The following is a 13,585-nucleotide window of genomic DNA, read 5'->3' as shown; positions in this document are numbered from 1 at the left end:
TCTCAGTAAAGATGTTTGATAAAAGCTCAAAAAGAATTTGACGTTTCGTTTTGTCCAGTTTTCAAGGAACAATCACATCTTGTGACGACTTTTATATCATAACATATCCGGCAGCTTGTGTCAACAAAAAAAGCAAATCAACAAGCAACCATAAAAAGCACAATTTCTATTATACTCGTTATGCAGTAAATTGCAAGTACTTTTTTCGGTTCGCGCAACAAAATCCTATACAATGCACAAAATCTAAATAAATTGAACTTAAGGTTTTTACGTAAAATCAATTATGCTCCGGATAGATATTGTTTCTGGCAATACATAAAGTAATAAATTTATCTCTCCTGAAGGCTTCCGCTGGTACGACAATAAATACGGCATCGGTGTCTAAGGGTTATCCAAACAAAATATAATAAAGCTTCTATTTTGGCCGGTTTCTGCTTTTCAAACCTCACCGGATTAATTCTGTAATAAACAAATCAGGCCGGCTTTCCAAATCCACCATTTCATTGCTGCTAAAAATTTTTACAAGCGGTTTAATGGGAGCGGACGGTTTCATGTAAAGCACTTCTGCTTCTTCATTGTTGGATAAAAAGACCTTTGATCCAATCGTTAAATGGGCAACAAGGCTAATTAATGCATGGATCACAGCAATATCGAACTCTCCGAAGTGATCCTCCAGCAGCTCTTCAATGGCCTGAAACGGGATTTTCTTCTTTTTATAAATATGGTCGCATACGATGGCATGGTATACATCCGCAACGGCCACAATTCTTGACAGGATCGGAATTCTGTCCGGTTTTTCACCAAATGGATAGCCGCTTTTGTCAAGACGTTCATGATGCTGTAAAATTGCGAGTTTCGTTTCGGATTTCAAAAGGGGCGAGTGCTGGACCATTTTTAGCCCGTATACAGGATGGTTCCTGATTTCTTCGTATTCTTCTTCTGTTAAGGAGGCTGATTTTCTCAGCAAAGGCGCAGGGATTTTTGCCATGCCGGCATCTGCGAGGCAGCCCGCCAATGCAGCCTGATAGCAAGTTCCCTTCCCGAGTTGCAGTTTTTGGGCGATTGCGCCGCTTAACAGTCCGACCGAGACGGCATGATGATAGATGTATTCCTCTTTTGTTGCATATTGATGAATAATGCGGATTTTCCCGGGATCCTGTTCGATCAATTCAAAAAGCGGAATAAAAAAATCCCTCACTTCCCCTACACTGACTTTGGAACCGGACTGCCAGCTTTGAAACATTTTCTTGTAACTACCAACCGCAGCCGTGTACTGCTCCCGGAATGCTTCTGGCACTGTTGCCGTTTCCTGACTTTCTTCCCTCGTGCTCTCTTTCGTCTCTTTACGGCTATTGGAACGGCCCACATCCACTTCTTCTATCCCGAATGCTTTCAAAACATGAATCATTTTCTGCGTTAAAAGGGTTCCTTTTGGCATAATGGGGTGAGCCGTTTTCCCCATAACATCCTCAGCCAAACAATAGCCGGGGACGAGATCGACTACTTTTATCTTCAAGTTTTTCTCCCTCCGTCAACAAGCAACTGTGCTGCCCATATTTTATCAAAAAAAAGAAGCATTGTGTGCAATGCTTCCCGAGATTTCTTATTCCTCTCCGGTTTCTTCCACCGGATCAGCATGATTTTCTTCTTCATCTTTTTCCACTTTTGCGACTGTGGCAACATATTCTTCGTCACCAAGACGGATCAGTTTGACGCCCATTGTATTTCTGCCGAGCACCGAAATATCCCCGACAGCCATCCGGATCAGCACGCCGCCCGCTGTAATGAGCATGACATCTTCTTCTCCCGTTACCGTCTTCACAGCAATAAGCGGGCCGTTCTTGCTTGTGATATTGCAGGTTTTCAAACCTTTTCCGCCCCGGCTCTGGATGCGGTACTCGCTTCCCTTTGTCCGTTTTCCATAGCCGTTTTTGGTCACAATAAGCACATCATCGTTTTCTTCCAGAATCTCCATGCCGACCACTTCATCATCGCCGCTTAAGGTAATGCCTTTTACCCCTGTTGCCGACCTTCCCATTGAACGGACATCCGTTTCGGGAAATCTGATCAGCATGCCGTTCTTCGTACCGATAATGATTTCTTTATGGCCGTCCGTCAGTTTTACGGAAATCAGCTCATCTTCTTCTTTCAGATGAATGGCAATCAGGCCGTTCGTCCGGATATTGGCAAATTCAGTTACAGGCGTGCGTTTTGAAATGCCTTTTTTTGTGGTAAAAAATAAAAACCAGTCTTCTACGAAATCTTCCACACGGATCATCGTATTGATCCATTCATCCTTGTCAATTTCAAGCAGGTTGACAATCGGAATGCCCTTTGCCGTTCTGCCGTATTCCGGAATTTCGTATCCTTTCTTCTTATAGACCTTTCCTTTATTCGTGAAGAAAAGGATCGTATCATGGGTTGATGTCGTTAAAAGATGTTCAACGAAATCGTCTTCATTCGTGCCCATCCCCTGCACGCCGCGGCCGCCGCGTTTCTGACTCCGGTACGTCGAAATCGGCAGGCGTTTGATATAGCCGTTATGGGTCAGGGTGATGGCGATGCTTTCCTGCGGGATCAAATCCTCGTCCTCAATCTGGTCAACGCTTGCTGCTATAATTTCCGTGCGCCGTTCATCATTAAACCGTTCTTTAATTTCGAGCAGCTCTTCACGGATGATTTCAAGCACTTTTTCTTCATCTGCCAAAACGGCTTTCAGTTCTGCAATCAGTTGGATCAAGCCCCGGTATTCTTCTTCAATTTTTTCGCGTTCCAGTCCGGTCAAACGTTGCAGCCGCATATCGAGAATTGCCTGTGCCTGCTTTTCGGACAGGGAAAATTGCTCCATTAAGCCGTTGCGGGCAATATCCGTTGTTTGCGAGGAACGGATCAGCTGGATAATCGCATCAATATGGTCGAGTGCAATGCGCAGACCTTCCAAAATATGGGCGCGCGCTTCCGCTTTTTTCAGTTCAAAAGCCGTTCTGCGGCGGATCACTTCTTCCTGATGGTCAAGGTAATACTTGAGCGCCTGTTTTAAATTCAGCACTTTTGGCTGGCCTGCAACAAGTGCCAGCAGGTTGATGCCGAATGTCGTCTGCATGGCGGTATGCTTGTACAAATTGTTCAAAATCACATTCGCATTTGCATCACGGCGGACTTCAATCACCATCCGCATGCCGTTGCGGTCGGACTCGTCACGCAGATCGGTAATGCCATCGATCCGCTTTTCATGCACGAGTTCTGCAATCCGTTCGATCAATTTGGCTTTGTTGACCTGGTAAGGCAGTTCGGTCACAATGATGGATTCTTTGCCATTTGATTTTTGTTCAATTTCCACCTTTGCCCGGAGTGTGATAGAGCCTCTTCCCGTTTCATAAGCACGGCGGATGCCGCTTCTTCCGACAATTAAACCGGCCGTAGGGAAATCCGGCCCGGGGATATATTCCATCAATTCCTGAATCGTAATATCCGGGTCTTTGCTTAAAGCAAGAATCGCGTCGATGACTTCACCGAGTTGATGCGGTGGAATGTTCGTTGCCATGCCGACCGCAATCCCGGAAGAACCGTTCACCAACAGATTCGGAAAACGGGAAGGCAGGACAGCCGGCTCCTTTTCCGAACCATCATAGTTGTCCTGAAAATCAATTGTATCTTTGTTAATATCGCGCAGCAGTTCAAGGGAAATTTTTGACATGCGCGCTTCCGTGTAACGCATGGCAGCAGCCGGGTCGCCGTCAACCGATCCGAAGTTGCCGTGCCCGTCAACCAGCATATAGCGGTAGCTGAAATCCTGCGCCATCCGCACCATTGTTTCATACACGGCCGAATCGCCGTGCGGGTGATATTTCCCGATGACTTCCCCGACGATACGCGCCGATTTTTTATACGCTTTATCAGGAGTCATCCCGAGATCGTGCATCGCATATAAAATTCTCCTATGCACAGGCTTTAATCCGTCCCGTACATCCGGAATGGCCCGGGAAACGATGACGCTCATCGCATAGTCAAGAAAGGATGTGCGCATCTCCTGGGTTAAGTTTACTTCCACAATATTTGATTCCGGTGTGTCAGCCATTTATGCAACCTCCTTTTCTTTAAATGTCCAGGTTTTTCACGTAAATGGCATTTTCTTCGATAAAATTCCGCCGCGGTTCCACTTTATCGCCCATCAGCATTTCAAATGTGCCGTCCGCTTCAATCGCATCGTCAAGGCTCACTTGCAGCATCGTCCGGTTGGCAGGTTCCATCGTCGTCTCCCAAAGCTGTTCCGGGTTCATTTCGCCGAGACCTTTATAACGCTGGATAGCGGGCTTCGGCTGGGCGGGTAGCGTATTAAGCAATTCCTCAAGACCGCGGTCGCTGTATACATATTCGACCCTTTTTCCCTGCTGCACTTTATAAAGCGGCGGCTGGGCGATATAGATATAGCCTGCATCGATTAATGGACGCATATAGCGGTAGAAAAACGTTAATAATAACGTGCGGATATGGGCACCGTCGACATCCGCATCCGTCATAATCACGACTTTATGATAACGCGCCTTCGAGATGTCAAAATCTTCTCCGACACCTGTGCCAAGCGCGGTAATAATGGTCCGGATTTCCGCATTTGACAAAATTTTATCCAAACGCGCTTTCTCTACGTTTAAAATTTTCCCTCTTAAAGGCAGGATCGCCTGAAACATCCGGTCCCTTCCCTGCTTGGCAGAACCGCCGGCCGAGTCTCCTTCGACAATGTAGAGCTCGCTCTCAGCCGGGTCGCGTGATGTGCAGTCTGCAAGTTTGCCCGGTAGGCTTGTCGATTCGAGCGCGCTTTTTCTCCGTGTCAGTTCGCGCGCTTTTTTCGCAGCCATCCTTGCCCGGGCAGCCATCAGCCCTTTTTCGACAATTTTCCGCGCCACTTGAGGATTTTCCATCATAAACTTCTCAAACGTCTCGGAAAATACCGCATCTGTAATCGTTCTTGCTTCTGTATTTCCAAGCTTCGTTTTCGTTTGTCCTTCAAACTGCGGATCCGGGTGTTTGATGGAAACAATCGCAGTGAGGCCTTCCCGGACATCTTCGCCCGTTAAATTGGCTTCATTTTCTTTGATCAGATTGTTTTTCCGGGCATAATCATTGATGACGCGCGTTAAAGCCGTTTTAAAACCGGACTCATGTGTGCCGCCTTCGTAGGTGTGAATATTATTGGCAAAAGAATAGATATTGCTGGCAAACCCGTCATTGTATTGAAGGGATACTTCAACGGTTATGCCGTCTTTTTCGCCTTCTACATAAATCGGTTCCTTATGGAGCACTTCTTTCGAGCGGTTCAAATGCTCCACGTACGATTTGATCCCGCCTTCGTAATGGTATTCTTGTTTGCGCGGATTTTTTTCGCGTTTGTCCTCAATGGTGATTTTGATCCCTTTATTTAAAAAGGCAAGTTCACGGAGCCGGGTTGTAAGAATATCAAAGTCGAACTCGGTCGTTTCCGTAAAAATTTCCGGATCCGGCTTGAAGTGAGTCGTTGTGCCGGTACGATCCGTTTCGCCAATGATTTTTAAGTCAAAGGCAGGTTTGCCGCGGCGGTATTTTTGGTAGTAAATATGCCCGTCGCGGTGGACATAGACATCGAGCTCTGTAGACAGGGCATTCACAACAGACGCACCAACCCCGTGCAGACCGCCGGACACCTTATATCCGCCACCGCCAAATTTCCCGCCGGCGTGCAAAATGGTCATGATGACTTCAACGGCAGGCCTGCCCACTTTTTCCTGGATGCCGACCGGGATGCCGCGTCCGTTGTCCTTCACGGTAATGCTGTTGTCTTTTTCAATAAAAACATTGATTTCATCGCAAAAACCGGCCAGTGCCTCGTCAATGCTGTTGTCGACAATTTCCCAGACAAGATGGTGAAGACCTCTCGCACTTGTCGAGCCAATATACATCCCCGGACGTTTGCGCACCGCTTCCAGCCCTTCAAGAACCTGGATTTGCTCGGCATCATAAGACTGCTTCTGTAATTGTTCTTGTTCCAATTATACCACCTGCACTCTCTTAAATTGAACCGCTCACGATGGATGTTGCGGGATTTGCGGATACTTTAGCACCTACTGGTTATCCCGGCAGATTGCACCCGCCACTTTTTGCGGTTAGCCGGAAACAGACGTGCCAAAAAACACGCCTTGCATAAAGCCGGTTCAACCTGTAACGGGTGTTACAAGCAAGCACCGGTTGAGTAAGCAACATTCTCTTATGTTAAACCGGTTTTCCGGTAAAATGTTCGGTTATAAACCCGGCCGGAGAAAGGCCGATTGCCCGTTTGAACAGAATGCCGGGGGAAAAAGGCGATAAATAGACCGCATTTTGGGTAATCACGGCCGATTTAAAGCTGCCCTTTGCCAAATTGACTGTGGCTTTTTTGAAAGCCTGCAAATAAGCTTTGTTGATCCCGGAGCTATTGAGCGATCTCTCGTCCATAATAGCGATAATGTCATCACTTCGAATCATGACATCTTCTGCGAGATGGAGATACATAGGCACACCTCACCTGACAATTTGTCCTGCCTTCACTGTATACATGGATGCCTCCCGTAACGTTTGATGATCAACCCCATCCACGCTTGTCGTTGTCACAAATGTCTGCACCCTTCCCTGAATCGCATTCAGCAGATGGGACTGGCGGTAGTCATCCAGCTCCGACAGTACGTCATCCAGTAGCAGGATCGGATATTCCCGGATTTCCGAATAAATCAGTTCAATTTCAGCCAACTTAACAGATAATGCGGCTGTCCGCTGCTGCCCCTGCGATCCGAATGTATGGACATCTCTGCCGTTCACGACAAAAGCCAAATCATCGCGATGCGGGCCGGCCATCGTCACGCCCCTGTCAATTTCCCGCTCCCTTATTTCAGCAAATTTATTTTCGTATGATTTTATCATTTTTGACCAATTGAGCTCTTCTGATACATTCACAGAGGGTTTATATTGGATCTCAAGTTGTTCCAAGCCGCGGGAAATCGAATGGTGGATCGGGCGTGCCCATTCTTCGAGCATCCGCACAAATTCAAACCGCCGCATGACAATTTTAGCGGCTTGTTCAATCAACTGTTCGGTTAAAATATCGAGCATCGTCTGGTCTGTCTGTTTTTTCATTTGCAGCTGCTTCAAATAATGGTTCCGTTGCTGCAATATTTTTTGAAACCGGCTCATATCATACAGATAAACCGGCGAAATTTGCCCGATCTCCATATCGATAAAGCGGCGCCTGACCTGCGGGCTCCCCTTTACAAGATTCAAGTCTTCGGGCGCAAACATGACCACATTCATATTGCCGATATACCGGCTTAGTTTTTTTTGCTCAATATGATTGTACTTTGCTTTTTTGCCTTTTTTGGAGATGGTCAATTCAAGGGGGACAGAACCATGCGTTTTGTGAAGTCTCCCTTTTATTTTAGCATATTCTGCGTCCCAGCGGATGAGTTCTTTATCATTTGACGTCCGGTGGGATTTCGCCAATGCCAAAACATAAATGGCTTCCATCAGGTTGGTTTTTCCCTGGGCGTTTTCCCCGAGGATCACATTGACTTTGTTTTCAAACGGAATGGTCAATGTTTCATAGTTGCGGTAATTGTGAAGTTCCAGTTCCTGCAGGTACATATGCCAACATCCTTTATGCGGAAAAAGCGCCGGTCAACCGCGGATAATTTGAAACGTACCGATTCCGCCAATTTCAACCCGGTCCGCCTCTTTCAGTTTCCGCCCTCTTCTTTGCTCCGGTTCTCCATTGACGAGCACTTCATGTTCGGTTAAAAACCATTTTGCCATTCCGCCGCTTTGAATGATATCCGCAAATTTTAAAAATTGGCCAAGCGTAATGGTATCTGTTGAGATTTTTACATTTTTTGCCATTTCTTCACTCTTTTCATGTACTCACTAACATATTATTTTACTAAAAATCAGGCAGAAACACAAAGCATAACAAGGCATTCCCGTTGCCGCCCGCTGTTTTCCGCATGCAACGGAGATGAAAAAAGCCTGTTTTTCAACAGGCATTTTTCATCAATACGTCCTTACCGGCAAAATCAGCTGCAATGTCGTATCATCATTTACCGGCCGGATGACAAATGGCCTCATCGCACCGGTAAAACGGATCGTGATTTCCGTTCCCTCGAGCGCTCTTAACGCGTCCATCATATATTTTGAACTAAACGAGATCTTTACTTCTTCCCCTTCAATCGATTTGCAGTTTACTCTGTCCGTCACTTTCCCGATTTCGGGCGAATTGGAGGTGATTTCAATCGTGCCCGGCATATCCGTAACGGATGAAAGTTTCACAACATTTGCGTTTTGCCCCTCTTTTGCGAGTAACGACGCCCTGTCAATGGCTTGCAAAAACTCTTTTGTATTCACCACGATTTCCGTTTTTCCATCTGTCGGGATCAGCCGTGATGTATCCGGGTAATTTCCTTCCAATAGCCGCGAGAAAAACAATAAACGCTTTGCTTTAAATAAAACCTGATTATCCGTTATCACAATTTCCACTGGTTCATTCGAATCCGGCAAAATTTTATTCAACTCATTTAAACTTTTCCCCGGGATTACAATATTATACTCGGCATCTGCAGCCGTTTCGATTTCCGCTGTCCTTTGCGCCAGGCGGTGGCTGTCTGTTGCAATACAGTTCAGCCGGCTACCTTTAATGCTCCAGTTTACACCTGTCAAGATCGGGCGGGTTTCCGCGGTGGAGACGGCAAATACCGTTTGCCGGATCAAATTTTTTAAAATATCTGCCGGAATCCGGATCACTTTGTCTTCTGTAATTTGCGGCAAATGCGGGTACTCTTCCACATTAAGCCCGTTTAAATTAAAGTTCGATTTGCCTGAGCGAATGATGGTCTGGAATTGATTGACAACCTCTATCTCTACAATATCCATCGGCAGCTTTTTGACCAGTTCCCCGAAAATCTTTGCTTGCAGCACAATGCCGCCTGTTTGCTGAATCACAGCCATTTCATCCCCGTCTTCTTCTTTTGGCACAAATGACTCAATGGAAATATCGGAATCACTGCCCGTAAAAGTAATGCCTTCTTCTGAAGCAGTAATTTTAATACCGGTTAAAATCGGAATCGTGGTTCTGGACGTAATGGCTTTTGACACATCTTGGACACTTTCGATCAGGCGGTTCCGCAAAATAGAAAATTTCATGGTTATTCCTCCATCGTGTGACGCATATACTTATACTTAATCTTTTTTTAAAAAAACAGTAGTACTAGTAATAGGGGTTGTGAACATGTGGATAACGTTGCTGGTACAATGAAATACAGTCTATCCACATGTGGACAGACTGTTCATACATGATCCGTTGTTATGCACAATATGCTCAAGCCCGCTTTTAAAACGTGGACTACCCGTTTTTCAGCAAATTTTGCAGTTCTTCAATTTTCTTTTGAAATTGCGTATCCGTTTGAATCAAATTGGCGATTTTTTCATGGGCATGGATGACGGTTGTATGATCCCGGCCGCCGAATTCTTCCCCGATTTTCGGCAGTGAAAAATCCGTCAGTTCCCTTGATAAATACATGGCAATCTGGCGCGGAAATGCGACCGATTTTGTGCGCTTTTTCGCTTTAAAATCTTCCATTTTTACATGGTATTCTTCCCCGACCACTTTTTGGATGTCCTCAATCGTAATCGTTTTCGGCTTGGAACTTGGAATGATATCTTTCAGCGCTTCTGCAGCAAGGTCGGCATTGATATCCTTGTTAATAAGCGAAGAATAGGCGACAACACGGATTAATGCCCCTTCTAGTTCACGAATGTTCGTGTCAATCTGATTCGCGATGTAAAGCATGACTTCGTTCGGGATATCTAAACCGTCCGCTTTCGCCTTTTTTCGCAAAATGGCGATCCGTGTCTCAAGGTCAGGCGGCGTGATGTCCGTAATTAATCCCCACTCAAACCGCGAACGCAGCCTTTCTTCAAGCGTCGGGATTTCTTTCGGGGGCCGGTCGCTTGAAATGACGATTTGCTTGCTCTCCTCATGTAGCGCATTAAAGGTATGGAAAAATTCCTCCTGCGTGGATTCTTTTCCGGCGAGAAACTGAATATCATCTATCAGAAGGATATCCACATTCCGGTATTTGTTCCGGAATTCGCCTCCTTTATTGTCTCGAATGGAATTGATGAATTCATTCGTAAATTTTTCAGAAGACAAATACACCACTTTGGCTTTTGGATTATGCTCCAGTACATAGTGCCCGATTGCATGCATTAAATGCGTTTTTCCAAGGCCCACGCCGCCGTATATAAATAACGGGTTATAGGCTTTCGCCGGCGCTTCGGCAACGGCAAGGGAAGCAGCGTGTGCAAAACGGTTACCGGAACCAATGACAAAGGTATCGAATGTATACTTTGGAATCAACATACTCTGATAGTCGCGGGTATCATTCAGTTTTTCCGCTGATTTTTTCGGGGACGGGAACAGTTCCGGTTCATCACTGTCCTGCTGTTGCGGAATAACGAATTTAATTTCAAGCTCTTCTCCGGTTATGTCGTACAAGACCGTTGTGATGAGCGGAATATAATGGCCCTCCAGCCAATCCCTGGCAAATTCATTCGGCACGGAAATGACAAACGTATCGTTTTTGAGCGAGTATGCCTTCGTCGATTTCAGCCAGGTGTCAAAGCTGGGTTTACTGATCTTTTTTTCAATCACGGACAATGCTTTTTCCCAAAGATCAGCGATATTTTCCAACGCCAATCCCTCCTTTTTATCAAACGAAAAATAACCATTCTCTCTGTCTGTGTAACAATGTTTCGGCGAAGGTTACGGCCATTTATAAACATGCATATGTTTGTATAGTGGAAAAATATATAATAAGGAATAAATACGGTTTTTCGACAGCATCCACCAATTGTGGACAACTTTACTCCATTGGTCTGGATAAACTGTCCACAAGTTATCCACAAACTGTGGATGAACAAGTTATGCACAACCGGTTATCCAGGGTTAAAACACAATAATCATAACAGATAATCTTAGGTGTTGCAATGATCTTTGTAAATTATCCACAATTCGCAAAAGGTGTGAAAAAACATTATCCACACGCTCTGAATTTGTGTGAAACTTGTCAATAATTGTTGTGGACAGTTAAAAATTCACCGAAAAATTATCCACATACCGGATATGTGGAAAAATGGCGGCTGATGACAAAGGGTGATCATCATGTCCCGTTCTTTTCGGAAACCCGAGCCGTTTTGACCGGAAAAGCAAGGAAGCGGAACCGGAAAAACGGCTCGTTATTTCTGCGGGAAAATGAAAGTCTGGTACGTGAGAAGTTTTGAAGAGCCTTGACAAGCAGGAAAGTTCGTCATTATAATGATATAGACTGTCGTTTATCATTCGAACGAATTCCCTCGAGGAGGTGTCATACATGAAAAGAACTTATCAGCCTAATAAAAGAAAAAGAAGCAAAGTCCACGGCTTCCGTGCGCGCATGAGTACAAAAAACGGCCGCAAAGTATTGGCAAGACGGCGCCGCAAAGGAAGAAAAGTATTATCCGCATAACCACTGAAAAGTCTCAGTGGTTTTTTTTAACAAAAAAGGCGGTTTCGGGGTCACCGCTTTTTCACTGCATCACTGTTGGCAGGTCAGAAGGAGTATATATGAGAAAATCTTATCGGATAAAAAAAAATACAGAATTTCAGGAGGTTTTCAAGCACGGGAAGTCGTTCGCAAACCGCCAGTTTGTTGTATACGTGCTGGAAAAGGAAAACCGAAAACATTTCAGAATCGGGCTTTCCGTCAGCAAGAAGCTGGGGAATGCCGTCAAAAGAAATCAAATCAAAAGATATATCCGGCAAGTGTTTTTAGAGTTGAAAGAAGACATCCCGCCCGGATATGATTATATTATTATCGCCAGAAAACCGGCGGCCGAGATGAATTACCATGAAGTCAAGAAGAGCTTAATCCATGTCCTGAAAATAGCCCATGTCCTTAAAAAAAGTTAGAATAAAAGAAAGAAGTGCCAGGGCGTGTGGCAGCATCCGGCTGCTTTGGATCATCTAAAAAAGTAAGCGTTTTTTGCTGAAATCTCACACAGGGGAGGACAAACGATTGGGAAAAAAGTTTTTTCTGGCAGGAATGGTACTTGCCCTTGCCGCCGTGATGGCCGGCTGTACGGAATTTAATCAGGATATCACACCGGAAAGCAAAGGAATCTGGAACCAGTATATTGTATATCCCTTATCCTGGCTGATTATAAAGGCAGCCCAATTTCTGGGGGGCAGCTATGGGCTATCCATTATTTTGATTACGATTATCATCCGCCTTGCCATTTTGCCGCTGAATATCACCCAGTTAAAAAGTGCGAAAGCCATGCAGGCACTCCAGCCTGAAATCAAAAAACTGCAGGAAAAATATGCCTCAAAAGATGCGGTAACACGGCAAAAACTCCAGCAGGAAATGATGAAATTGTATCAGGAGTACCATATCAATCCTGCCGCAGGATGCCTGCCGATTTTAATTCAAATGCCGATTTTAATCGGATTTTACCATGCCATCAACCGGACGCCGGCTATCCGCGAATCCGCTTTTCTTTGGTTTGATCTCGGATCCGTGGATTATGTGCTTGCTGTGATTGCCGGGATCACCACCTTTCTCCAGCAAAAAGTGATGATGTCCGGGGGAAATTATGATGCAAATCCGCAAATGAAAATGCAAATGAACATGATGCTTTGGTTTATGCCCATTATGATTATTGTAATCGGCGTGGGGCTTCCGTCCGCGCTGCCGCTGTACTGGATTGTCGGGAACATCTTCATGATTGTCCAGTCGTATTTCATTAAAAGTCCTACTGCAAGTATGCCTGTCCAAAACGCGAAAGCCAGGGGGACGAAAAAATGAAGGAAACGACTTCAACAGGGAAAAATGTAGAAGATGCTGTCAACCAGGCCCTCAAAGCGCTTGAAACGGAAAAAGAAAATGTGGAGATTGAGATTCTAGATGAAGGCAAAAAAGGCATATTCGGTCTGCTCGGCGCGAAACCGGCAGTGGTCCATGTCCGGCTGAAAGAGACGCCGGTTGAGCAAGTGCTCTCATATTTGCGCAATATTATCGAAAAAATGGGGGTTTCCCCCGGCCTTCAATTCGAAGAACATGACCGGACATTGCATATTAACGTGACAGGCGAAAATCTTCCACTGCTGATCGGAAAAAGGGGACAAACATTAAACGCTTTGCAGTTTCTCACGCAGCTGGCAGCGAACCGGTATTATCCGCATTATGAAAGAGTGATGCTCAATATCGGCGATTACCGGAAAAGGCGGGAAGAGGCGCTAACCCGGCTTGCGGAAAGGCTTTCTGCCCAGGTTTTGCGCACCGGACGGCCGGTAAAGCTCGAGCCAATGCCATCCTATGAAAGAAAAATCATCCACAGTGCGCTCGCTCATCATAAACAGGTCATCACCTATTCAGAAGGAAATGAACCAAAACGTTATGTTGTCATTGATTTGGCAAAGCGTTGAACGGCCTCCTTCCGGGAAACCGGGGGAGGCTTTTTTTTAGCCGCACCCTCTGGACGGAAAGCTTTTTTGCCG

At 45.5% G+C, this 13,585-nt stretch carries 12 protein-coding genes; 4 read left to right on the top strand and 8 right to left on the bottom strand.

The genetic code is table 11. The features are described from left to right. Nucleotides 1-445: 445 nt before the first annotated feature. The 8 genes from NFR98_RS08375 to dnaA form a co-directional block, all read right to left on the bottom strand. Entirely contained in the window at nt 446-1,516 is a 1,071-nt protein-coding gene (locus NFR98_RS08375; protein ID WP_251459958.1) for an HD-GYP domain-containing protein, read from the bottom strand. 87 nt (nt 1,517-1,603) lie between these two features. Next, the gene (gene gyrA / locus NFR98_RS08370; RefSeq protein WP_251459956.1) at nt 1,604-4,078 is read right to left on the bottom strand and encodes a DNA gyrase subunit A; all 2,475 of its coding nucleotides are present in this window, start codon (nt 4,076-4,078) and stop codon (nt 1,604-1,606) included. Nucleotides 4,079-4,097: 19 nt separating this feature from the next. Continuing rightward, nucleotides 4,098-6,023 carry a DNA topoisomerase (ATP-hydrolyzing) subunit B gene (gene gyrB, locus NFR98_RS08365; RefSeq protein ID WP_035183056.1) on the bottom strand — a complete coding sequence of 642 codons (1,926 nt, stop codon included), beginning with the start codon at nt 6,021-6,023 and terminating at the stop codon, nt 4,098-4,100. Between the two features lie 220 nt (nt 6,024-6,243). After that, nucleotides 6,244-6,522 (bottom strand): extracellular matrix regulator RemB, encoded by a 279-nt coding sequence (gene remB / locus NFR98_RS08360; RefSeq protein ID WP_014096599.1) that lies wholly within the window; start codon nt 6,520-6,522, stop codon nt 6,244-6,246. Between the two features lie 9 nt (nt 6,523-6,531). Next, the gene (recF, locus tag NFR98_RS08355; protein ID WP_035183060.1) at nt 6,532-7,644 is read right to left on the bottom strand and encodes a DNA replication/repair protein RecF; all 1,113 of its coding nucleotides are present in this window, start codon (nt 7,642-7,644) and stop codon (nt 6,532-6,534) included. Nucleotides 7,645-7,677: 33 nt separating this feature from the next. Beyond that, entirely contained in the window at nt 7,678-7,896 is a 219-nt protein-coding gene (gene yaaA, locus NFR98_RS08350) for a S4 domain-containing protein YaaA (RefSeq protein WP_071452210.1), read from the bottom strand. Between the two features lie 150 nt (nt 7,897-8,046). Further along, nucleotides 8,047-9,192 (bottom strand): DNA polymerase III subunit beta, encoded by a 1,146-nt coding sequence (gene dnaN, locus NFR98_RS08345; RefSeq protein WP_071452209.1) that lies wholly within the window; start codon nt 9,190-9,192, stop codon nt 8,047-8,049. A gap of 199 nt (nt 9,193-9,391) precedes the next feature. After that, nucleotides 9,392-10,741 carry a chromosomal replication initiator protein DnaA gene (gene dnaA, locus NFR98_RS08340; RefSeq protein ID WP_026683507.1) on the bottom strand — a complete coding sequence of 450 codons (1,350 nt, stop codon included), beginning with the start codon at nt 10,739-10,741 and terminating at the stop codon, nt 9,392-9,394. A 679-nt stretch (nt 10,742-11,420) separates the two neighbouring features. Between dnaA and rpmH the strand changes: the two genes are divergently transcribed. The 4 genes from rpmH to jag all read left to right on the top strand — a co-directional run bounded on the left by rpmH (nt 11,421) and on the right by jag (nt 13,513). Then, entirely contained in the window at nt 11,421-11,555 is a 135-nt protein-coding gene (gene rpmH, locus NFR98_RS08335; protein ID WP_003397591.1) for a 50S ribosomal protein L34, read from the top strand. 98 nt (nt 11,556-11,653) lie between these two features. Continuing rightward, on the top strand, nt 11,654-11,998 hold the full coding sequence (rnpA, locus tag NFR98_RS08330; protein WP_014096604.1) for a ribonuclease P protein component: 345 nt from the start codon (nt 11,654-11,656) through the stop codon (nt 11,996-11,998). 106 nt (nt 11,999-12,104) lie between these two features. Further along, nucleotides 12,105-12,893: a membrane protein insertase YidC gene (yidC, locus tag NFR98_RS08325; protein WP_014096605.1), complete on the top strand. Its 789-nt coding sequence runs from the start codon at nt 12,105-12,107 to the stop codon at nt 12,891-12,893. After that, the gene (gene jag / locus NFR98_RS08320; protein WP_251459952.1) at nt 12,890-13,513 is read left to right on the top strand and encodes an RNA-binding cell elongation regulator Jag/EloR; all 624 of its coding nucleotides are present in this window, start codon (nt 12,890-12,892) and stop codon (nt 13,511-13,513) included. The genes yidC and jag overlap by 4 nt, the downstream gene beginning before the upstream one ends. The last annotated feature ends 72 nt before the right edge of the window (nt 13,514-13,585 follow it).

It is taken from the genome of Weizmannia agrestimuris (assembly GCF_943193165.1).
Taxonomy (GTDB): Bacteria; Bacillota; Bacilli; order Bacillales; family Bacillaceae_C; genus Weizmannia; species Weizmannia faecalis.
The sequence above is the reverse complement of the archived record's forward strand: the minus strand, read 5'-3'. Positions and strand labels throughout refer to the sequence as shown.